The organism is Geomonas propionica, assembly GCF_016458235.1.
GTDB classification, from domain to species: Bacteria; Desulfobacterota; Desulfuromonadia; order Geobacterales; family Geobacteraceae; genus Geomonas; species Geomonas propionica.
In genome coordinates, this window is the sequence record NZ_JAEMHK010000018.1 from 40,553 (window position 1) to 61,624 (window position 21,072).

A 21,072-nucleotide genomic window follows, 5' to 3' on the forward strand; every position below is an offset into this window, starting at 1 on the left:
GACAGCAGCGTCGGCCCTCACCCGCCCTTCGGGCACCCTCTCCCGGAGGGAGAGGGACTGGAATAACTCCTTGCCACAAGCCAGATTAAAGCCTCCTCGTTTTGCCTGTTTACTTTATGCAAACTGTGGCATATATTCCGACCGCCATTACTTCAGCGGGGAGTGCCATGGGCCTTTTCGAAAAGATCGAGTTCGACCAGATGGACAACCAGCCGAACCACCCGGAGCGCTCCCAGCGGCGCTGGCAGGAGGGGGAAACCTTTACCATACGGTACCTGCTTTGGCCCAAGCTCAGCACGCTCATCGCCCCCGTCATACTGTTCCCCATCTTGCAGCTCTTCCTCGAGGACGGCTTCTTCGTCTTCCAGATCCTCTGTGTCATCGCCCTGGTCGTCTGCTTGCAACTCGGCGCGGACTGCCTGCTCACCCAGGAAATCATGTTCACCCCGGACCGGATCTTCAAAAGGGGGCTCCTCGGCATCCAGGAGATCCCGGTCTACGACCTGAAAGCGCAGGTCACCAACCAACAGAACCTGAAGCTCTGCCACGGCTCCGATAAGAACCTGCGCGAGTCGATCACGGTGTACCGCTACCTGATCTGCGAGGACGATTTGGCCGACGCCATCGGCTACCTGCAGGACGTCCACCACGTCCGGTTCGCCGACAGGACCTCGGGGGCCACCGAATCCCACTGCAACAAGATCGCCTCGGACCAGTTCCTGAAGGCGGCGGGAAGCTACCGCCTCATGGCGGGCTTCTTCCTGCTGTTCACCCTCGTCGCCATATTCACCGTCGGGCTCTCCGACGTCTTCATGGGGATTGGCCTTTCCCTCCCCGCCTACCCCATCCGGGTCTCCGGCATCGCGCTCGCCCTCGGCGGCTTCTTCCTGATCAGGCACTGGAGCGCCGCCGCGCGCCGTAGCGGCGACGCAGGTGTGGCCCCGGTCATGGAGCGGCTGGACCGGGCCGATCTCAACGTCTTCTACTGCGCCACGGTCGCCGTCCTCGTCGGCGCGATGGGGCTTTTACTCTTCATCCTGTTCGGCAACGCCCTCGACCTGTACCTCTTCATGATCGTGGCCTGGTTCTACTTCAGGGACGGTTATCCGCGTCTTTCCACCTGGGAGCGACTGTCCGCCAGCAAGCCCGCGCCTGAATCCTCCCTGGCGCCGACGCAACTGCTGCCACGACGCTCCCTGCAGATTTCCCTGGTGCTCATGGGGACCCTGGCGGTGGTGAGCTACGGGGAGGAGAACCACTACCTCTACGCCAACAAGAAGGACTGCCAGGACGATTGGGGTGACGCCTCCTGCCGGGAGGTCCCGAGCGAAAGCTCCGGTGGCGGCCATGGCGGCGGAGGGCGCTACTACGGGCCCCGCTACGGCAGCAGCGGCTACGGCGGCGGTTCCGGCGGCTATGGCGGCCGGGGTGCCCGCGCCATTGGCGTGACCAGCGTGAGCCGCGGGGGCTTCGGCTCGCTGGGCGGCTTCCACGGCGGCTTCGGAGGGTAACGGTGCAGAGGATCGCGGTGACTCCGCGCGACAATTGGCGGGAACGGGTCGAGTCCGTGGGGATGCTCTACCACACCATCGACGGTGCACCCTACTGGGACGAATCCGCCTGCTACCGCTTCACGCGCAGCGAGATCGACACCCTCGACATCGCCACCGCCGAACTGCACTCGCTCTGCCTGCAGGCCGTCGAGGAGGTGATCCGGCGCGACCTGTTCGCGAAGCTCCGCATCCCCAAGGAATTTGCTCCGCTGGTGATCGATTCCTGGGAGAACGACGAGCCCACCCTGTACGGGCGCTTCGACCTGGTGTGGGACGGCAACGGCGCACCCAAGATGTACGAGTACAACGCGGACACCCCCACCTCGCTGCTGGAGGCGAGCGTGGTGCAGTGGTTCTGGCTGCGGGAGACCCGCCCCGACCAGGACCAATTCAATTCCATCCACGAGAAGCTGATCGGTTTCTGGCAGCGCTGGCCGAACCTGGAGCAGAATCCGGTCCACTTCGCCTGCTCAGACGACGCAATCGAGGACCTGGGCAACCTGGAATACCTGCGCGACACCGCGCTGCAGGGGGGCGCGCGCACGCGCAGGCTCTTCATCGAGGAGATCGGCTGGGACAGCACGCGGTTGGAGTTCGTCGACCTGGACAACGCGCCCATCCGGACCCTGTTCAAGCTCTACCCATGGGAGTGGATGATCCGGGAGGAGTTCGGCCGCCACCTGACCCGGGCCAAGACCCGCCTGTTGGAACCCGCCTGGAAGATGGTACTCAGCAACAAGGGGATTCTCCCCATCCTCTGGGACCTGTTCGAGGGGCACCCGAACCTCCTGGAGGCACGCTTCGAGGAGCGTCCCCTGCAGGGGGAGTTCGTGCGCAAGCCGCTCTTCTCCCGGGAAGGGAGCAACATCGAGATCCATCGCGAGGGGAGCGTGACCAGCACTCCCGGCAGTTACGGCGCCGACGGCTACATCATGCAGCGCTACCAACCGCTCCCCTGTTTCGGCGGCAACTACCCGGTGATCGGTTCCTGGGTGATCGACGGCGACCCCGCCGGTATCGGCATCCGCGAGGACGCGACGGAAATCACCACCAACGGCAGCAGGTTCCTGCCGCACTTTTTCGTGGAGGGATGAGATGAATTCGGTAACGGTGGTGGAATCCCTTGGGGGAGTGGACGGCTACTTCTTGCATTTTCTGGCCGCGGCGCTGCTGGTGGCCCTGTTCTGCGTCATCTACGTGCGCATCACCCCCTACCCCGAGTTCAAATTGATCGCGCAGGGGAAGGTGGCGCCCGCCGTAAGCTTTGCCGGGGCGCTGCTCGGCTTCGCCATCTCCCTGGCCAGCGCCATCGCCCACAGCATCTCGTTCCTGGACATGCTGGTCTGGGCGGGCATCGCCCTGCTGGTCCAGCTGCTGACGTTCCTTGTGCTGCGCCTGATCTTTGCCGACCTGAGCCGCGCCATCGCCAGTGACGTGCTGGCCCCGGCCGTCCTGCTCGGTGCCCTCTCCCTCGCCGCCGGCATCCTGAACGCCGCCTGCATGACCTACTAGCACCGACTGCCCCTCCCCCCGGAGGGGGGAGGCTGGGAGGGGGGAGCCTGTGCCGCATCCCGTGGCAGTTGCCCCTTTTCCCGGCACACCTCCCGTCTCTTTTCTCTCGTCCCCTTTGCCAATCCCCCTTTATCATTGAGGTTCACCCCACTAGCCAGTAATGGCACGCGTTCTGTAACCGAGGCAACGACGGCAGGCACCGCTGAGGTTCCGCGACGTCCATTTCCAGCTGTATGAAGGAGCCCGCCATGAAGAAAGTACTGATCCAGGCAGCATCGCCCCTCTTGATCCTGCTGCTGCTCGTTACACCGGTGTTCGCCGGCGAAATCGCCGTCTCGGCCGCGGCGAGCCTCAAGGAGGCGATCAACGAACTGGCCGACAGCTTCACCCGAACGCATCCCGGCGTCAGGATCGTCAGGAGCTACGGCGCATCCGGCACCCTCGCCAAACAGATTGAGAGCGGCGCACCGGCAGACATCTTCATCTCCGCCAACGAGGAATGGATGGCCTACTTGAAACAGAGAAAGCTCATCTCCTCCAGCGAAACCCTGGCCGGCAATACCCTGGTCTTTGCCGGCAGCACCGGCAAGAAGGTCACCGCTATGCAGGACCTCGTCGCCTTGGGGAGGATCGCCCTGGGGAGCCCCAAGAGCGTCCCCGCCGGCGAGTACGCCATGGCGGCCATCAGAAAGGCCGGATTGGAGCAAGCGTTGGGCGGAAAACTGGTCTTTGCCAAGGACGTCCGGGAGAGCATGATGTACGCGGAGCGCGGTGAGGTGGAGGGGGCGTTCGTTTATCGCAGCGACGCGCTGCTGGGGAAGCGCGCGCGCATCCTCTTCACCGTGCCGCGGCAGCTCTACCCGAGCATCGTCTATCCCATGGCGCTCACCGGCTCCGCGGCGGCAAAGGGTGAGGCCTCCGCTTTTTTCCGTTATCTCAAGGAGCCGGAATCTGTCTCAGTCATGAAGAAGCATGGTTTCTCTTTCCACGATCCTCGGGACTGAACTTCGCGTCCAATCCACTCACAAAACCCTCATAGTGGTCACTATAAACCCCTTTTTTTGAACGATTTTGTCTACGGGCCTGTCGATAAAAAAATATATTTGTTAGAACCAAATTATCTGATAATAATGTTTCAAAACTCAAAGAAGACGTCCAGACCCGCGCCGCAACCAGGAGAGGGCCAGAATGGCAACGAAAGATAGTCACCCTTCCAGCACGCCCCCATCTTCAGACAGAGGGACACTCCACGCCGGGGTACCGACCTCTCCCATCGAACAAATGCAGGCAGACCACTATCTGAAAATCCTGGCACAGGCACCGGTGCTGATATGGCGCGCCAACATCAAGGCGGAGTGCGACTGGTTCAACGACACCTGGCTCTCCTTCACTGGCCGGACCATGGAGCAGGAATACGGCAGCGGCTGGGCTGAGGGGGTGCACCCGGAAGACCTGCAGCGCTGCGTTGCTATCTGGCTAGGGGCCTTCGAAAAGCGGGAATGCTTCGAGATGGAGTATCGCCTGCGCCGTCACGACGGGGAGTTCCGCTGGATCCTGGACATCGGCCGCCCCATCGAAGCTGTGGACGGCAGCTTCGCCGGCTACATCGGCTACTGCTTCGATATTACCGACCGTAAAATGGCTGAGATGGAACTGGTGCTGGCCCGGGAGAGCGCTGAGGCGGCGAACCGGGCCAAAAGCGACTTTTTGGCCAACATGAGTCACGAAATCCGCACCCCGATGAACAGCATCATGGGGATGTCGCAACTGCTCGCCTTCACCGACCTCACCCCTGAACAAAAGGAGTACGTGGACGGCATCATGGGCTCCTCCGAGGGGCTTTTGGCCATCATCAACGACATCCTGGACCTCTCCAAAGTCGAGGCCGGCAAGATCGACCTGGAACTACACAGCTTCAGCATCAGGCGCAGCATCAACGACGTCGTCAAGGCCCAGATGAGCACGGTCCTGGAAAAGGGGCTGTTCCTCCGCCCGGTAATCGACGAGGACGTCCCCGACACCTTGGTGGGAGACCAGTTGCGACTGAAACAGGTCCTCCTGAACATCGTGGGCAACGCCATCAAATTCACCAACAAGGGGGGGGTCACCATCTCGGTCTCGGTGCAGGAGGATCGCGGCGATGCCGCCGACCTCGAGATCTGCATCACCGACAGCGGCATCGGCATCACCGCGGAGGCCATCGAGCGGGTCTTCTCACCTTTCGGCCAAGAGGACAGTTCCACCACGCGCAAATTCGGCGGCACCGGGCTCGGGCTTTCCATCAGCACCAAGCTGGTCGAACTGATGGGGGGGCGAATCTGGGCCGAAAGCCGCAAGAACGCGGGAAGCAGCTTCCGCATGGTGATCCCGTTTCTGCGCTCCGACGAGCGGCTGGCCGCGGTTACCCCTTCCCGCAGTGACGTGAGGCCCCTCTGGGAGGGGGAGAAGCTGCACATCCTGCTGGCCGATGACCAGGAGATCAACCGCAACATCATGTCCCGGCTTTTGGAGCGCTTCGGCCACCATCTGGACACCGCGGCCGACGGCGAAGACGCACTGCAGAAATGGCGCGAGAAACGCTTCGACGTCATCCTCATGGACGTGGAGATGCCGACCATGGACGGCAACGAGGCCATGCGCCGCATCAGGGAGGCAGAGCTGGGTTCCGGCAACCGCACCGTCATCATCGCCCTCACCGCCCACGCACTGAAGGACCAGCAGGAGATGTTCCTGAAGGCCGGCTATGACGGCTACGTCGCCAAACCGGTCGAGATCGCTTCTTTGCTGCAGGAATTGAAGCGCTCCCTGCAGTTGCCCGTTCTTCCCCCGCAAGCCCCTTCCGACGCCGCTACGCCCCCCTCGGCAGAGCTTGTTGACATCACCAGAGTTGCCGACATACTTAGCTCCGTGGTTCCACTGTTACAGCAAAGGAACATGGAGGTATTGGACAAAGTGAGCGAGCTTGTCGATGCTGTCCCGAAATCTCCCATGCTGTCACAGTTGCACCAGCAAATCAGGCAGTTTGATTGCACCGGCGCATTGCAGACAGTGCAAAGGCTGTGTGAGGAACTGAACATCCAGATTGATCAGCGTCTGTAAGCAGACCTGCTGGTTGGATTGAGGGCGAGTTGGGAAAAAAAACTATTCTTGTCGTAGACGACACCATCGACAATCTCATCATCCTCTACAAGATGCTCCGGGGCGAGTACGAAGTGATTGGCGCCAACAGCGGCCAGGAGGCCTTGCGGCTGCTTCAGTCCGCGGCTCCGGACCTGATCCTTTTGGACATCATGATGCCGGAAATGGACGGTTACGAGGTGTGCCGCCTGCTGAAACAGGACCCGCGCTTGCGCGGCATCCCCGTCATCTTCATCTCCGCGCTCAACGAGGAGGTCGACGAGACCCGCGGCTTCGAGATGGGGGCGGTGGACTTCATCACCAAGCCGGTGAAGCCGGCGATCCTGGCCCGGCGCGTGGCGGTGCACCTGGAATTGCAGTCCCAGAAGGACGCACTGCAACAGCAAAACCAGGAACTGCAGTCCGCCCTGTCGCGGGTGAAGGAGCTTTCAGGACTGCTCCCCATCTGCATGACCTGCAAGAAAATCAGGGACGACCAAGGCTACTGGAACCAGCTGGAAGGGTACCTCTCCGAACACTCCGAGGTGCTGTTCAGCCACAGTTATTGCCCCGACTGCGCCGCGGTCGCCATGGATGAGTTTCTCAAGTAGGCAATGCTCCTCCTTTGCGAAGGCCAAATTTCGAAGTTTCCCCTCCCTCTCTTCCTTTTCCCTCATTGACAGGATTCCAGAGTCACCTATTAAAATAATATGATAGACTCCCGGAAACTCTGTTATCCAGTGCCCTTTAGTCACAATCCCGGTAGCGAAAACTGATGAAATACTCAATCAACCAACTCCTCGACATTCCGAAACTGCAAGTGATCCTCGACAGCCTGTACGAGGTATCGGGGATACCTTCGGCCATCATCGACCTGGAGGGGAAAATCCTGACCGGCTCCGGGTGGCAGGACATCTGCACCAAGTTTCACCGCGGCAATCCCACCACGGAGAAGTTCTGCATCGAAAGCGACCAGGAAATCACCAGCGGTCTGCAGGACCAGCAGCGCCACGTCCAGATCACCTGTCCCTTGGGGCTCACCGACACCGCTACGCCGCTCGTCATAGAAGGGGAGCACCTCGCCAACATCTTCACGGGACAACTCTTTTTGCAGCCGCCCGATCGCCAGCGTTTCCGGCTGCAGGCCGAGAAGTACGGCTTCGAGGAGGCGTCCTATCTGCTGGCGATAGACCGGGTCCCGGTCATCAGCCAGGACAAGCTGGACCAGAACCTCTCTTTCATCGCCAACCTGACCGAACTGCTCGCCATACAGGGGCTGACCCAGTTGAGAAGCCTGGAGGTGCAGGAGTGCCTGCGCGAAAGCGAGGAGCGCGTGCAGCAGATCATCGCCTCGGCCCAGGAGGGGATCATCGTCTACGACTGCGGGCTGCGCTTCCAGGTCTGGAACCGTTACATGGAAGAGATGTCAGGCTTTAGCGCGCAGCAGGTCCTCGGCAGACTGCCCCAGGAGGTCTTTCCGATGCTGGAGCGGTCGGGGGTGGTCGAGAGACTGCGGCGGGTATTGGCCGGTCACGGTGTCGATTCGGCGGAAGTCGAACTGCAACGGCCCGACTTGCCACGCTCCATCTGGCATACCGACACCCTGGCGCCGCTTAAAAACGCGGACGGCGAGATCGTTGGCGTTATCGCCACCGTGCGGGACATCACCGAGCGCAAGCACACCGAGGAACAGCTGCGCCAGGCGCTGAAAATGGAATCGGTGGGGCGGCTCGCCGGAGGGGTGGCGCACGATTTCAACAACATGCTCACCGTCATCATGGGACAGGCGCAGCTGGCCCAGATGAAGATCACCCAGGGGCACCCGCTGTGGCAACCGCTCGAACAGATCGCGATCGCGGCCCAGCGCTCCAGCCAGATCACCCGGCAGTTGCTCGCCTTCTCTCGCAAGGAGATCATCGACCCGCGGCCGGTGGATCTGAACCAGCTCATCTCCGAGGCACAAAAGACGCTCTTACGGCTGATCGAGGAAAGCATCACATTGCACTGCCACCCCGGCGCCGACCTTTGGGCGGTCAAGATGGACCCCTCACAGGTCGACCAGGTCCTGGTCAACCTCGCCGTCAACGCGCGCGACGCCATGCCCGATGGAGGCGTCCTCTCCATTCACACCGAAAACCTGCACCTGAGCCAGAAAAGCTGCCAGTACCTGCACGACGCCTCCCCCGGCGACTACGTGCAGTTGGTGGTGAGCGACACCGGGATGGGGATGAGCGAGGAGGTGCTGGAACACATCTTCGAGCCTTTCTACACCACCAAGGGGCTCGGCAAGGGAACCGGGCTCGGGCTCGCCACCGTGTACGGCATCATCCGGCAAAACGGCGGCTTCATCAACGTCTACTCGGAAGTCGGACACGGCACCTCTTTCAAGATCTACCTACCCCGCAGCAGCAGCGCCGCGCCCGCCGAAGCCCAGAGGAGATGCACCGATGTCCGGATCGGCTCCGGCACGGTGCTGCTGGTCGAGGACAACGACATGGTGCGCACGGTCACCATGTCGTACCTGGAGGAACTGGGTTACCGGGTCATCGTTGCGGACACCCCGCGCGACGGCATTGAGATCTGCGCCAACCGGCAGAACAAAATCGACCTGGTGCTCACCGACGTCATCATGCCCGGGATGAGCGGCAGCGACATGGTGCGAGAGATCAAGGTCAACTTTCCCGAGGTGAAGGTGCTCTTCATGTCCGGCTACACGGCCGACCTGGTGGCGAGAAGCGGCGTGGTCGAGGAGGGGATGCACTTCATCCAGAAGCCGTTCGACATCAGCACCCTTTCCGTGAAGATCGAGGACACCTTCCTCTCCGACGACTGATCCCCTCTCCCCTGGATTTTCCCAACCGGCGGGACGCTGTCTGAACCTGCCGGTTTTTTTTGTTGACATTAGTTGGCCATCAAACTAAGTTCCCATGCCATGGACACTCGCAACATCGCCGCCATCATCAGCGACACCCGCGCCGGGATCAACCGCTACCTGCTCCAGGAACTCAAGCGCCTCGGCATCGAGGGGCTTGCCCCTTCGCACGGCGCCATCCTGTACCACCTCTTCAACAACGCCGAAGTGACCATGAAGGATCTGGCCAAGGCGGTGCGCCGCGACAAGTCGACGGTGACCGCGCTGGTGGGGAAGCTGGTCGCCAACGGGTACGTGGACAAAGTGAGCAGCACCCAGGACCAAAGGACCGTCTACGTCCGGCTCTCGCAGCGGGGACAGGCTTTGCAGCCGGTCTTCGAGGAGGTGTCGCGCAACCTGATCGCCCAGATCTGGCGCGGCGTGGACGAGGCGGAACAGCGGGAACTGGTGCGCCTTTTGAAGAAGATCCGCGCCAACCTGCCGTAGCCTTTATCTCGTACATCCCCTTCATGCTGTTAGATACTGTTCTTTGCAAGCTCCCTTCCCCTGCCCCTTTCCCCCAGGACACGGAAATCGACTCGATTGCGACGGAGCAGGGCGAATGATTATTCGCCCCTACAGCCCGCTCCGGCGCAGCGCTCCCTGTTGCCAACCCGTCAAACTCCGCTACTGTTCTAACTTGTTTGCCCAAAGGAGAGCTTAGCCGGTGGCCCGGCCGCCGGCGCGGGAGGTGCAGCGATGGCATACAGTCCTTGGATCGGCAACCTCAAGGTGAACGGGCGCTCGGGGAACTACGGCACGGTGAAGCTGCTGCTGGACGAGACCACGGGCGGCGCCACGCCACAGCTCCAGGTCACTGTCGAGATCGCGGCGCAGGGGATCCCGCCCGAAGGGTTTGAGGTCGAGCTTTTCAGCAACCTGAACCGCCGTGACTTCGTGAAGACCCACGAGCCGCTCGCGGAGTCCGGGGGGGACACCTCGTACTGGATGCCCTACCGGATGTCGTACCAGGGGAACTCCTTCGACAACCTGGTCTTCGCCCACTCCCTGCCGGTCGCGAAATGCGGCGCCTACCGCATCACCGCCCGCTACCGCGCCGCCGGCTCCGACGCCTGGTGGTGGCACAACGACTTCTCCCCCTGGCCGGACCGCCCCCTGCAGCGCGACTGCGCCGTGGTAGTTTCTCCCGGCAAGGCCGCGCGGGCGTGCCTCTACGAGGCCAACGCCCTCACCGTCGAGGCCCTGGCCGGCGGCTCCTACGAGAACCGCAGCACCCTGGACGACTTTCTCTCCACCCACGATTTCGACGGTTTCAACCCCTTCCAGCTCACCTACATAACCGGCGAGCTCGGCTTCAACACGCTCTGGCTCATGCCGGTCTTCCCGAACACGCAGTGGCGCTGGGACCGACAGAACTGGACCTGGGCGCCCAACGACAGCCCGGGAAGCCCCTACTCGTCGCGCGACTACTGGAGCATCAACCGGTGGCTCGCCGACAACGCCGCCGCCGACCGCGCCCTTGAGCTATTCCAGACCCTGTTCCGGGAGGCGGGCGACGCGGAGCTGGACATATTCATCGACCTTGCCTTCAACCACGCCGGCCGCGACGTCATCTACGGTGCCGGCGCCGTCGACCTGAGTTTCTGCATCCTGCAGGAGGCGGAAAACTGGATCCGGGAGCACCGCCCTTCCTGGTGCACCCGCGGCACCGCCTTCGTCGACGGGCACAGCGTCCCCTACTACCGCGAGGCGGCCCATTCCGACTTCGAATGTGCTGTTTGGGCCCCGGCGGACCGCCTGAACGAGCACATCTGGGACGACGCCAACGTGGACTGGTTCTTCGGCGACTACTCGGCGCTTGGTCCCAAGCCCGGCCGGGCCAGCGACTATTTCGGCAACCCGGTCACCCACTGGGACCCGAAGGGGAACGCGGAGGACGAGCGTGACCTCTTCTACACCGATCTCGCCGCCGACAGCGATACGGAAAAGCTCTGGCAGTACTTCGGCTACATCCTCCCCTACTGGATCGAAAAGAGCGGCGGCAAACTGGCGGGGATCCGGGCCGACTTCGCACAGGGGCTCCCCAACCAGCTCTGGGAGTACATCGTGAACCGCACCCGGAAAGCGCGCTGGGACTTCGTCTTTCTCGCCGAGGTGCTCGACCCGGACGTGATCCAGTACCGGCTGAACCGGGTCTTCGATGTCTTGACCACCAAGGACCACCACCTGTACCGGATGAACGGGGTCAGGATGACGGAACTGTTCCACTCGCTGGAGGCGGAAAGCACGCTCTTTGGCGGCGACGCCCTGGTGATGCACAACGGCTCCAGCCACGACGAGGTGGACAACGACGACAAGTGGGCCATGATGGCGCGCTACGCGGTGATCGCAGCCATGTACGGCTGTCCCATGGTGTTCATGGGGCAGCCGCTGGGGCTGGCCGACAAGCTCCCTTTCCGGGACAGCTGGGCCAACATGTACAAGGCGTGGACGGAGCATATCCCGGAGCGGGAGGCGGTGGGTAGGATGTACTTGCGCATCAACCAGGCGCGCGCGGCGACTCCGGAACTACGGGAGCCGAACCGGTACTTCCTGGGGCTGGTCGGGGGCGGGTTCCACGAGGAGATCTTTTCGGTGGCGCGCTGGCGGCGCGAGAACGAGGAGCGGGACGCGGTGACGCTGGTTTTCGTCAACCTGAACGTGTCCTGGGGTAACGCGGGAACGTTCCGCCTGCCGGACAACATCAGGCTCTCCGGGCGCTACCAGGCGAGGAACCTGGTGGCGGACGACGCGCGCCGCGCGCTCTGGCCGGAGCCACGGGACGCGGACGATATCTACCAAAACGGCGTCTACGTGGTGTTCACCCTGGCCAACGAGGTGCAGTACCTGAAGCTGGAGCCGGTCTGATTACCCCTCTCAGCCCGCCTTGGCCAGCACGAAGTCGGCGATGGTGTGGGCGATCCGGTCCGAAGAGCAGCGGTCATTGTTGAAGAGCATGTCGTAGAGGGCGGGATCGTGGCCGTCCTGGTTCAGGAAGTCCTTGGTGAACCGGTCGCGCACCTTTTGCTGCCGGTGCATGAGCTTCTCCGCCTCCTCCTCTTCGATATTGAGGCGCCGGGCGAGGGTGGTGACCTTGTACCGCTCGGAACCGAAGATCCTGAAGTGGTAGGAATGCTCCAGGTGTCTGGCCACGATGGCCCCGCCGAGATCGAGGATCAGGACGTTTCCCTGCTCCGCGAGCGCCACCACGTGCTGGGACAGCGGCAGGAAGTAATCGTAGTTGCTCTTCCAGCGCGACGAGAAGGTGGCCAGGACCTCCGAGAGGAGCCGGTTGTTCTCGCCCAGCGTCCGCAGGATCTCCTGGGACAGGTTGTGACGCTTGGCAACCTCCTCGATGATGGCGCGGTCGATCATGACCCATTCCTCGCCGGTCTTCTGCATCAGGATGTCGCGCAAAAGCTCCGCAGTCGGATAACCGGTGCAGCCGTACTCCCGCGATATGGTGATGCAGGGGCGCGCCTTAGCCTTGGCGTGCCGGGAAGCCGCCTTCTCCTTCTGCCTGCGGTTGTACTCCTCCAGGCTCCCGATCCGCAGGTCCACCGACGGTATGAACAGGTTGTCGGGCATTTCTCTCTCCTCTCCTTGCTTGCCTTAGCTGCTCATTTCCTTGAGCTCCCGGATCAGGTCCACCTGGCGCTGGAAGATGAAACGGGACAGCACCCCTTCGGCCTGTGCATCGGAACTGATGGAAAAGCGGCACAGATCGCCGTCGTCGCCGCAGGCCACGTCCACCACTGTCGCCGGCACTTCCAGCGCGGTCACCGTGTTGTGCAGCAGGTTGGGCATCATCACCTTGAGCAGCACCTCATCCCCCTTCGCCAGTTGGCTCGGCTGCGAGGTGAGCGCCGAGAATCCTCCCAACGACACATCCAGCGCCTGCGCCGCCACCTTGCGCCCCAACGCGGTTATCTCCGCCTGGCAGGGGGGATCCAGTTCGAGCCGCAGCGAGGCGCGCTGCTCCGCCATCAGGTCCACGTAGCTGAAGTTGTGCAGCGAGGCCATCATGCGCCGCACGTCCGCGTCCTTGACGTCGGCCAGCAAGGTGTGCCTGAAGCTGCCGCACTTGATGCAGGTCCGCCCGGAGAGTCCCAAGGCCACGGCCTGCTGCGGGTGCACGTCCAACTTCAGGACCTGCCCGCTGACCTCCACCATGGTGGCCGGGTAGCTGATCGGCAGCCCCTTGTAGTAGTTGAGCAGTTTCACCCTGCCCCCCGACCCGCTCTTGATCATCTCCTTGAAACTGGAGAGTATCTCCGCCGAGTCCTGCTCCAGGGTGCTTTGCACCGTTGGCCGGTAAAAGTTAGGCTCCATGTTCGGTCCCTTCCGGCTTCAAAGCAGGCCGTGGCGTTGCAGGATGGCCATCAGGTCGGCTCGCGCCACCGGTTTCACCAGGTAATCGGAACAATCGCCGTCCCACATCGCCTCTTCCATGTCGGCGGGGGAGTTGAGCGAAGTCGTCATGATGATCACGCTCTTGCGGCCGTTGCCCCCTTGCTCCCGCTCGGCCTGGCGCATCAACTTGAGGGCCTGCAGCCCGTCCAGCTCCGGCATGACGATGTCGAGCAGCACCAGGTCGAAGGGGTTACCCTGCTGCAGGGCCGCGACGAAGCGGTCCACCCCTTCCCGGCCGTTGCCCGCCGTCTGGGTCTGCGCCACTCCCTGCAGGAACATCATGAGACCCTCGCGCAGGAATTCGTTGTCTTCAATGATCAAACAGTCCATGTATCTCCCCTGGCCCTCTGCACCGTTAACCATGCGCCTGATGTCCTGGCAGATTGGGCACTGGACGGCTGCCGGCGCTGCCTATCTTATCGGCTCTCCTTAATTAACCTTGAAGAGGAAAGGTACCCGACTCCTCCTCGAGGGCCCGTCGCACCGCCTCGTCGAATCCGGTAAGCGGAATGGGAAGGATGCTCCTGATCGCTTGGTCGTGGCAGATGACCTCGTTGCCGAGCCCCTCGATAAGCGGCATGGAAATGGAGGGCTTAACCGGCGTGATGAGCCAGACCCAGTAGGAGGAGAGCTTCGGGGTCAGGAAGGGGACCGGGATGATCTTGATGAACTTCTTTTCCACCTCCGCGAAGCGCTCCATCATGTCCCGGTAGGACAAGAGTTCAGGCCCGCCGATGTCGTATGTCTGCCCGGCGGTGCGCGGGTCCTTCAGGCACCCCACCAGGTAGGCGATCACGTCCTGCACCGCGATGAACTGACAGCGGGTGGAGACCCAACGTGGCGTGATCATGACCGGAAGCCGCTCCACGAGGTACCGGATCATCTCGAAGGATGCGCCCCCCGCGCCGATGATTACGGCGGCTCTCAGGTAAGTAGTCTGGAAAGCGCCGCGCTGCAGGATCCTGGCCACCTCCAGGCGGCTCGCCAGGTGCTCCGAGAGCTGGTCCCCCTCCTGGCCCAGTCCGCCCAGGTAGATGACCCGCTTCACCCCCTGCATCTCCGCCGCCGCCACGAAGTTCTCCGCCGCTTGGCGGTCGCGCTGCTCGAACCCTGCGCGCTCCCCGGCCATGGCATGCACCAGGTAGTACGCCGTCTCGATCCCCCGCAGCGGCGCGAGCAGCGAGTTGCGCTGCAACAGGTCCCCCTGCGCCACCTCCACTTGGGGCGGGAACGCGACCTCGGGCCTGCGCACCAGGCACCGTATCGGGATACCCTCCGCCGCCAGGGCCTTGACCAGCCTGCTCCCGATGAAGCCCGTTGCCCCGGTGATCAATACCTTGGCTGTTGCGTTCTCTGTCTGACTCAATGGCGTTCTCCGCTGTTACAGTTGTGGGAAGCGTGGGAATTGAATCAGTTTAGGGCCTTGGCAGTCAAAGTCAACACGGGTGAGACTGGGGCAGGTCCGGTACTGGCAATTAACTTTGCGGCTTTAAAACCTGCTCATCATCTATTATCATTGCTACTCGGCCCGGGGGTGCCCGAAGGCCGTCAACTAATCGCAGTGAAGGAGCATACGTCATGAGAGTCATGGTAGATCTGTGCATCGTCCCGCTGGGTGTCGGCGTCTCCCTTTCCAGCTACATCGCGGCCTGTGAAAAGGTACTCAACGAAGCCGGTCTGAAGATCGCACTGCATTCCTACGGGACCAACATCGAGGGGGAATGGGACGAGGTGTTCGCTGCCATCAAGCGCTGCCACGAAACCGTCCACGCCATGGGCGCCCCGCGCATCACCACCACCGTGAAGCTCGGCACCCGCACCGACCGCGAGCAGACCATGGAGGACAAGATCAGGAGCGTGAAGGAGAAGATGTAAAGAGCGACATCACTACGGTTTTGCGAGGAGGTTCGCCATGTCGAAGAAACTGGTAGTTTGCTTTGATGGGACCTGGAACAAACCCGACGAACGCAGCGACGGCAAGGACACCAACACCAACGTGGAGCGGCTCTTCGTCTCCATCGCCGGCACCGATGCCCGGCATTACACGGGTGGCGACCTGACGGCCGGCACCCTGAAATGGTATGAATCCGGCGTCGGCACCAAGTGGTACGAACACATCCGCGGCGGCGCCTTCGGCTACGGGCTCTCGCAAAACATCCGGGAAGGGTACAAGTTCCTGATCGACAACTATGACGCCGGCGACGAGATCTACGTCTACGGCTTCAGCCGCGGCGCCTATACCGCCAGGAGCATGGTCGGACTGATCAGGAACTCCGGGCTGCTGGACCGGAACAAGATCCTGCAGACCAAGGCGGAGGGCGAGGAGAAGTATCCCGGCTGGCCGCGCCCGAGCCTGGAACAGTTCAAGAAGATGCATCCCGACGACGTCCCGCACATCATGGACGCCTACCAGTTGTACCGCAACCGCGACGGCAGCGCCGACACCGATTTCGCAGTGATCTTCAGAGAGCAGTTCGCGCACCCGGAGGTGAAGATCAGGCTGATCGGGGTCTGGGACACGGTCGGCGCCCTCGGGATCCCCTTCAAGGTCTTCGAATCCTTCAACGCCGAGGAGTACAAGTTCCATGACCAGGAATTGAGCGCCATCGTCGAGAACGCCTTTCACGCCATCGCCATCGACGAGCACCGTGAGAATTACGACGTGACCATTTGGAACCCGACCAAGAAGGTGAATCAGGTCATGGAGCAGGTATGGTTCGCGGGCGCCCACGCCGACGTCGGCGGCGGATATGACGTGCCGGAGCACCCACTCGCCGACGCGGCGCTGGCATGGATGCAGAAGAAGAGTCTTCTGAGCGGCAGCGGGCTCAACTTCAATCAGATGCAGCAACTGGATGAGGAGAAGATCAAAGAGGCGCGTCCGACTGACTCATTCAAGCAGTTCCTGGGCGGAGTGTACCGGATGCTGAAGGACCGGCACTACCGGAAGATGGGGGTAACCGAGTTCGGCAACGAATTCTGCAGCTCAATCTGCGGCCAGATTTCGGGTTACGCTCCCAAGAACCAAGGCTACATCACGGTCAAGATCGAGGTGCCAGCGCCTCAACAGTGATGGCGCCGCTGGCCGCCGCTCCTGTGGTAGCGCCCACCCGAACGGGTGGGCGCAGGCCGGAACTCCAATCAGTTATTACCGGGGATACGAAATCAGGGGGGGGGAAGGTCTCTCGCAGCGGCAGTCACGCCGCCTCTACCGACAGCATTTCGATCTCAAAGAAGACGTCCTGATCGGCGGGGAGGGGCTCGCGGTAATCGCGCCGCCCAAGGGACAGGGAGACGTCACCGCCAAGACCGGGGCCGAAATCGTAGGCGACGCCGGGGGCGCGGTCGGTCGAGAAGGCGAAGTGGGAACCCAGGGGAAAGGGGAAGAGATTGGCCTCGCTGGCCGGCACACGGATGACGCGATGATCGCCCCGGGTCATGCCCATCAGCCCCTGCTCCAGGGCCGTGGGAACGCGCCCCGCTCCCACCACGAATTCGAGGGTGTTGTGCTCGCCCACCAGGTACACCCTGCCGTCGTCGAGCCTGCACTTGTACCTGATGTTGATCCTTTTGCCGGGTTCGGTTTCCATGAGGCACCGCCTTTGTTGGGGATGGGCCAGAGCCAAACTATAGTAGCAAAAGCATTAATTATTTCAAATCATGTCCTGATTAGATGCCGATCCAGGCCGCCCCGAACACGCCGGCGGAATCGCCGAGCTTGTTCTTCAGGACTGGCGTGCGCAGGTTGTCGTGAAAGGCGTAGTGGCGCACCCGCTCCAGGCCGGCGTGGTAGAGCTCGTCGATATGGGACAGACCTCCCCCGAGGACCACCGCATCGGGATCGAGGACGGAGATGAGGCCGCCCAGGCTGCGGCCGAAATCGTCGAGGAAGGTGTTGAAGGCGAGGAGCGGGCCTGACTCGCCGCGGCGGGCTCCGGCCACGATCTCCTCCATGGAAAGGGGCACGCCGTTGCGGGCGAGATAGGCCGCTTCCACGCCGGAGCCGCTGATCTTGGTCTCGATGCAGCCGCGGTTACCGCAGTAGCAGGGCGCCCCGGCGGGATCGATCGAGACATGTCCCCACTCGCCGCTGATACGGTGCGGCCCCTCGCGTACCACGCCGTCCAGGCAGATCCCGCCGCCGCAGCCCGTCCCCATGATCACGCCAAACACCACCGGGTGCCCTGCGCCCGCCCCCTTGCGGCACTCGGCCAACGTGAAGCAGTCCGCGTCGTTGCGCACCCCTACCCTTTTCCCCAAGAGCCGTTCCAGGTCGGCCTGGAAGGCACGGCCGATCAGGCAGACCGAGTTGGCATTACGCGCCAGTCCGGTGACGGCATCCACCGAGCCGGGAATACCCACGCCGACGGTGCAAGGTGCGCCCTGCGGCAGTCGCGCCGCCAGGTCGCGCACCAGTTGCGCCACTAAATGGAGAATGGCCAGGTACCCCTCGGCCAGCGGCGTGAAGCGCCGCTCCCGCACCAGGACCACGTCGGCGGGGTCGAGCAGCACCCCTTCCGTCTTGGTCCCGCCCAGATCGATACCGATGCGATACATCTCTGCTGCTGCCATTTGCCGCTCCTGAAACGAACGAGCCCCCGCAAGCGGGGGCTGTCTTTGTATAATCAGCTCGGGTTCTCTCCCTCACCCTAGCCCTCTCCCGGCGGGAAAGGGGATAGGGCTCTAGCCCGCTGCCTCTTCCTGCGCCGGCTCCGCCTTTTTCTCCTTGAAGAACACCACGAAGGCGCCGCTCCCACCCATGTCGCTGGGAGCCTGCACGAATTCCGCGATCATCCCCTTGCCGTGCTCCCTGAGCCAGTTGGCGACGGCGATCCTGAGCACCGGTTCCCCCGGGGAATTGTTCCCCTTGCCGGTGATTACCAGCACCCCCTTCTGGCCGCGGTTGAAGGCCGCCTTGACAAAACGGTCCAGGTTTTCCAGCGCCTCGTCCCGGGTAAGACCATGCAGGTCGAGCTGCAGGTCGATCCTGATCCCGCCGCGGCGCACCTGGCGCAACCGGTTCACCGCCTGCGGCCGGGGAGCGGCCTCCTCGTCCTGGACCTGGTCCGCGAAGCGAACGTCGAGGCGCAGAGCCTCCAGGGCCTTCAGGAAAACTTCCTGGTCCTCTTCGTCACGTTTAGCCTTCGCAGTCTGCTGCGCCTTCACCTGCGTCGGCGCAGTCCTCCCGGAAATGCGCTTGATCCCGGCTACGGCCTCGAAGAACAACATCTCATCGGAGAGATCCTGTGCCGGCGGCGCGGGCTTATCCTCCTTCTTCTTTGGAGGAGCTGTGGCCGAAGACGCGCCCGGCAAACCGAGGGAGGCGCCCTTGAGCGCCTTGAAGGGTGAAGCGCTGAACTCTTTCTGCTTGGGCTGCGGGTTCTCTTTGTCTTTCTTTTTCATGGGGCGGGCCCTTTCCTTTGCTTCTGCTCTGCCTGCGGCCCGTTCCTGAGGAGTGATAGATGCGCGCTAGCACAAGCTGCTGTTTTTGCTGGTTTCGAAGGGGGGAGGGTGCGCAATTTCGAGAGAGGAGATAAATTAGCCTGCTCCAATCGGCATGGTATACTACCAAGGTTTTGGGGTGCATGTCAACGAAGAGTGTCAGTCAGCGGCAGGTACTACATGCTGAGGCACGCGGGGGAAGGTGCATGGAAAGTTACGGCAACTACCCGAACCAGACGGCCCGTAAGGACGGGATGGACGATTCCGGGTTGGAAATAGCCTCCCTGCTGGTGAAATCCGGTTACCTGGCGGAGCCCCAGCTGGCCTACGCCCAGCGCGTGAAGACCAAGCTGGCGACGCCGAGGACGCTGATCGCTGTACTTTTGGAGCTGGGATTCTTCAGCCGCGAGCAATTGCGCGAGACCCTGCGCAACAACATGGTCTCCGTGAAGCTGGGCGCCCTGCTGGTGGAGCTTGGTTACCTGAAGCCGACCGAACTGCAGGCCGCGCTCGGCATCCAGCGGGACGGAGACAACGGCAAGCTGCTCGGCGAGATCCTCGTGGAGCAGCGCTTCATAGAGGAGTACACGCTAGCCGAAGTGCTCGCCTTCCAACTGGGCTACCCTTTCATCGACCTTCAGGCCGCCGACATCGACCGTTCGCTCCTGGCCAAGGTACCGCAACACTGGCTCGCGCAGCACAACTTCGTACCGGTACGCGAGGAGAACGGGCAGGTCCTGGTGGCGATAGCGGACCCGCTGAACGTGGAAGGAAGAAGGACTGCGGAGAAGCTCTTCGGGCAGGGAAGCACCATCTTCGCCATCTGCACCATGAAAGCGATCCGCGACGCCTTCACCCTACTCAAAAGAGGCATGATCCAGGGTGACGGCACCGCGACCGACGAACACACCGTCACCGGCATCGTCAATTCCATTTTCGAAGAGGCGCTCAGGGAGGGGGCCAGCGACATCCACGTCGAGCCGATGCGCAGCGTGCTCAGGATCCGCTTCCGCCGCGACGGCATGCTGGTGCTCTACAAGGACCTGGCCAAGGAACTCGCGCTGCCGGTCAGCAGCAGGATCAAGGTAATGGCCGAGGCCGACATCGCCGAGCGCAGAAGGCACCAAGACGGCAGGATCTGCTACGAGAGCACGAAGACCGGCGCCACCTTGGACATGAGGGTCTCCTTCTACATCACCATCTACGGTGAAAAGATCGTGCTGCGCCTTTTGAGCATGAAGGGGGAGCTGCTCGATCTGAAGGAGATCGGCATGCCCGCGCGCATGCTGGAGCGCTTCATCGACGACGCGCTCGATACCCCCAGCGGCGTCCTCATCGTCACCGGTCCCACCGGCAGCGGCAAAACCTCGACCCTGTACAGCTGCGTGCAGCACCTGAACGAACTCTCGACCAGCATCGTCACCGCCGAGGAACCGGTCGAGTACGTCATCGAGGGGATCGCCCAGTGTTCCATCAACCAGAAGATCGGGGTGACCTTCGAGGAGACCCTGCGCCACATCGTGCGCCAGGACCCGGACATCATCGTCCTGGGCGAAATCAGGGACAGCTTTTCCGCCGAAACGGCGATCCAGGCAGCCCTCACCGGCCACAAGGTGCTCACCACCTTCCACACCGAGGACAGCGTCGGCGGGTTGTTACGACTGATGAACATGGACATCGAGGCCTTCCTGATCGCCTCCACCGTGGTCTGCGTGCTGGCCCAGCGCCTGTTGCGCCGGATCTGCCCCGAATGCGCCGAGCCTTACCTGCCCAATCCGACCGAACTGCGCCGGATCGGCTACAGCAACGTCGACTTGAGGGGCGCCGAGTTCAAGACCGGGCGGGGCTGCAACAAGTGCCGCTACAGCGGCTACCGCGGCCGGGTCGGCGTCTTCGAGATGCTGGTCCTGAACGAAATGGTGAAAGACGCCATCCTGAGCAAAAAGACGTCCTACGAGATCAGGAAAATCTCGACCGAGACCACCAGCATGGTGACCCTGCTGGAGTCGGGGTTGTGCAAGGCGGCGCGGGGCGAGGTATCGCTGCACGACACGGTGCGGCTGCTGCCGAGGATCGGCAAGCCGCGCCCGATCGCCGAGATCAGGCGCCTTCTGGGGGAATGAC

Annotated in this window: 19 protein-coding genes; 12 read left to right on the plus strand and 7 right to left on the minus strand. The window is 62.5% G+C overall.

All coding sequences use genetic code 11. The annotated features are described in order from the left end of the window. Positions 1-167 precede the first annotated feature (167 nt). The 9 genes from JFN90_RS19580 (at position 168) to JFN90_RS19620 (ending at position 11,961) form a co-directional block, all read left to right on the plus strand. On the plus strand, positions 168-1,511 hold the full coding sequence (locus JFN90_RS19580; RefSeq protein ID WP_199396809.1) for a hypothetical protein: 1,344 nt from the start codon (positions 168-170) through the stop codon (positions 1,509-1,511). Positions 1,512-1,513: 2 nt separating this feature from the next. Then, positions 1,514-2,647 carry a glutathionylspermidine synthase family protein gene (locus JFN90_RS19585; protein ID WP_199396810.1) on the plus strand — a complete coding sequence of 378 codons (1,134 nt, stop codon included), beginning with the start codon at positions 1,514-1,516 and terminating at the stop codon, positions 2,645-2,647. Between the two features lies 1 nt (position 2,648). After that, positions 2,649-3,065: a DUF350 domain-containing protein gene (locus tag JFN90_RS19590; protein ID WP_199396811.1), complete on the plus strand. Its 417-nt coding sequence runs from the start codon at positions 2,649-2,651 to the stop codon at positions 3,063-3,065. Positions 3,066-3,313: 248 nt separating this feature from the next. Then, complete coding sequence (modA, locus tag JFN90_RS19595) at positions 3,314-4,069, plus strand: molybdate ABC transporter substrate-binding protein (protein WP_199396812.1); 756 nt, start codon at positions 3,314-3,316, stop codon at positions 4,067-4,069. Between the two features lie 184 nt (positions 4,070-4,253). Then, on the plus strand, positions 4,254-6,164 hold the full coding sequence (locus JFN90_RS19600; RefSeq protein WP_199396813.1) for a PAS domain-containing hybrid sensor histidine kinase/response regulator: 1,911 nt from the start codon (positions 4,254-4,256) through the stop codon (positions 6,162-6,164). 29 nt (positions 6,165-6,193) lie between these two features. Next, positions 6,194-6,793 (plus strand): response regulator, encoded by a 600-nt coding sequence (locus JFN90_RS19605; protein ID WP_199396814.1) that lies wholly within the window; start codon positions 6,194-6,196, stop codon positions 6,791-6,793. A gap of 164 nt (positions 6,794-6,957) precedes the next feature. Next, positions 6,958-9,015, plus strand: coding sequence for a PocR ligand-binding domain-containing protein (locus tag JFN90_RS19610; protein WP_199396815.1), 2,058 nt, complete (start codon positions 6,958-6,960; stop codon positions 9,013-9,015). 99 nt (positions 9,016-9,114) lie between these two features. Further along, a complete protein-coding gene (locus JFN90_RS19615; protein WP_199396816.1) occupies positions 9,115-9,540 on the plus strand; it encodes a MarR family winged helix-turn-helix transcriptional regulator in 426 nt (141 codons plus the stop codon). A 252-nt stretch (positions 9,541-9,792) separates the two neighbouring features. Next, positions 9,793-11,961 (plus strand): alpha-amylase family protein, encoded by a 2,169-nt coding sequence (locus JFN90_RS19620; protein WP_199396817.1) that lies wholly within the window; start codon positions 9,793-9,795, stop codon positions 11,959-11,961. Between the two features lie 9 nt (positions 11,962-11,970). Here the strand turns inward: JFN90_RS19620 and JFN90_RS19625 are convergent, their stop codons facing one another. The 4 genes from JFN90_RS19625 to JFN90_RS19640 form a co-directional block, all read right to left on the minus strand. After that, complete coding sequence (locus JFN90_RS19625; protein ID WP_199396818.1) at positions 11,971-12,681, minus strand: cytidylate kinase-like family protein; 711 nt, start codon at positions 12,679-12,681, stop codon at positions 11,971-11,973. A gap of 24 nt (positions 12,682-12,705) precedes the next feature. Then, complete coding sequence (locus tag JFN90_RS19630) at positions 12,706-13,425, minus strand: PilZ domain-containing protein (RefSeq protein WP_199396819.1); 720 nt, start codon at positions 13,423-13,425, stop codon at positions 12,706-12,708. 18 nt (positions 13,426-13,443) lie between these two features. After that, a complete protein-coding gene (locus JFN90_RS19635) occupies positions 13,444-13,836 on the minus strand; it encodes a response regulator (protein ID WP_199396820.1) in 393 nt (130 codons plus the stop codon). Positions 13,837-13,939: 103 nt separating this feature from the next. Further along, a complete protein-coding gene (locus JFN90_RS19640) occupies positions 13,940-14,872 on the minus strand; it encodes an NAD(P)H-binding protein (protein WP_199396821.1) in 933 nt (310 codons plus the stop codon). A 212-nt stretch (positions 14,873-15,084) separates the two neighbouring features. Here JFN90_RS19640 and JFN90_RS19645 point away from each other — a divergent pair, with 212 nt between their 5' ends. Further along, entirely contained in the window at positions 15,085-15,381 is a 297-nt protein-coding gene (locus tag JFN90_RS19645) for an MTH1187 family thiamine-binding protein (protein ID WP_183345039.1), read from the plus strand. A 37-nt stretch (positions 15,382-15,418) separates the two neighbouring features. Beyond that, positions 15,419-16,579, plus strand: coding sequence for a DUF2235 domain-containing protein (locus JFN90_RS19650; RefSeq protein WP_199396822.1), 1,161 nt, complete (start codon positions 15,419-15,421; stop codon positions 16,577-16,579). A gap of 124 nt (positions 16,580-16,703) precedes the next feature. Here JFN90_RS19650 and JFN90_RS19655 read toward each other — a convergent pair whose 3' ends face one another. The 3 genes from JFN90_RS19655 to JFN90_RS19665 form a co-directional block, all read right to left on the minus strand. Continuing rightward, positions 16,704-17,096 (minus strand): FKBP-type peptidyl-prolyl cis-trans isomerase, encoded by a 393-nt coding sequence (locus JFN90_RS19655; protein WP_199396823.1) that lies wholly within the window; start codon positions 17,094-17,096, stop codon positions 16,704-16,706. A gap of 79 nt (positions 17,097-17,175) precedes the next feature. Further along, positions 17,176-18,078, minus strand: coding sequence for an ROK family protein (locus tag JFN90_RS19660; RefSeq protein WP_199396824.1), 903 nt, complete (start codon positions 18,076-18,078; stop codon positions 17,176-17,178). Positions 18,079-18,189: 111 nt separating this feature from the next. Then, a complete protein-coding gene (locus tag JFN90_RS19665) occupies positions 18,190-18,909 on the minus strand; it encodes a Smr/MutS family protein (protein ID WP_199396825.1) in 720 nt (239 codons plus the stop codon). Between the two features lie 245 nt (positions 18,910-19,154). Between JFN90_RS19665 and JFN90_RS19670 the strand changes: the two genes are divergently transcribed. Beyond that, positions 19,155-21,071, plus strand: a complete 1,917-nt coding sequence (locus tag JFN90_RS19670; protein ID WP_199396826.1) for a GspE/PulE family protein — start codon at positions 19,155-19,157, stop codon at positions 21,069-21,071. Position 21,072: the final 1 nt, after the last annotated feature.

Excerpts from the sequence above, each read along its gene's own strand:
- JFN90_RS19670 (WP_199396826.1), top strand. The coding sequence starts at position 19,155 with ATGGAAAGTTACGGCAACTACCCGAACCAGACGGCCCGTAAGGACGGG.
- JFN90_RS19615 (WP_199396816.1), top strand. The coding sequence starts at position 9,115 with ATGGACACTCGCAACATCGCCGCCATCATCAGCGACACCCGCGCCGGG.
- JFN90_RS19625 (WP_199396818.1), bottom strand. The coding sequence starts at position 12,681 with ATGCCCGACAACCTGTTCATACCGTCGGTGGACCTGCGGATCGGGAGC.
- JFN90_RS19660 (WP_199396824.1), bottom strand. The coding sequence starts at position 18,078 with ATGGCAGCAGCAGAGATGTATCGCATCGGTATCGATCTGGGCGGGACC.
- JFN90_RS19665 (WP_199396825.1), bottom strand. The coding sequence starts at position 18,909 with ATGAAAAAGAAAGACAAAGAGAACCCGCAGCCCAAGCAGAAAGAGTTC.
- JFN90_RS19620 (WP_199396817.1), top strand. The coding sequence starts at position 9,793 with ATGGCATACAGTCCTTGGATCGGCAACCTCAAGGTGAACGGGCGCTCG.
- JFN90_RS19600 (WP_199396813.1), top strand. The coding sequence starts at position 4,254 with ATGGCAACGAAAGATAGTCACCCTTCCAGCACGCCCCCATCTTCAGAC.
- JFN90_RS19650 (WP_199396822.1), top strand. The coding sequence starts at position 15,419 with ATGTCGAAGAAACTGGTAGTTTGCTTTGATGGGACCTGGAACAAACCC.
- JFN90_RS19645 (WP_183345039.1), top strand. The coding sequence starts at position 15,085 with ATGAGAGTCATGGTAGATCTGTGCATCGTCCCGCTGGGTGTCGGCGTC.
- JFN90_RS19655 (WP_199396823.1), bottom strand. The coding sequence starts at position 17,096 with ATGGAAACCGAACCCGGCAAAAGGATCAACATCAGGTACAAGTGCAGG.
- JFN90_RS19630 (WP_199396819.1), bottom strand. The coding sequence starts at position 13,425 with ATGGAGCCTAACTTTTACCGGCCAACGGTGCAAAGCACCCTGGAGCAG.
- JFN90_RS19610 (WP_199396815.1), top strand. The coding sequence starts at position 6,958 with ATGAAATACTCAATCAACCAACTCCTCGACATTCCGAAACTGCAAGTG.
- JFN90_RS19590 (WP_199396811.1), top strand. The coding sequence starts at position 2,649 with ATGAATTCGGTAACGGTGGTGGAATCCCTTGGGGGAGTGGACGGCTAC.
- JFN90_RS19580 (WP_199396809.1), top strand. The coding sequence starts at position 168 with ATGGGCCTTTTCGAAAAGATCGAGTTCGACCAGATGGACAACCAGCCG.
- modA (WP_199396812.1), top strand. The coding sequence starts at position 3,314 with ATGAAGAAAGTACTGATCCAGGCAGCATCGCCCCTCTTGATCCTGCTG.
- JFN90_RS19635 (WP_199396820.1), bottom strand. The coding sequence starts at position 13,836 with ATGGACTGTTTGATCATTGAAGACAACGAATTCCTGCGCGAGGGTCTC.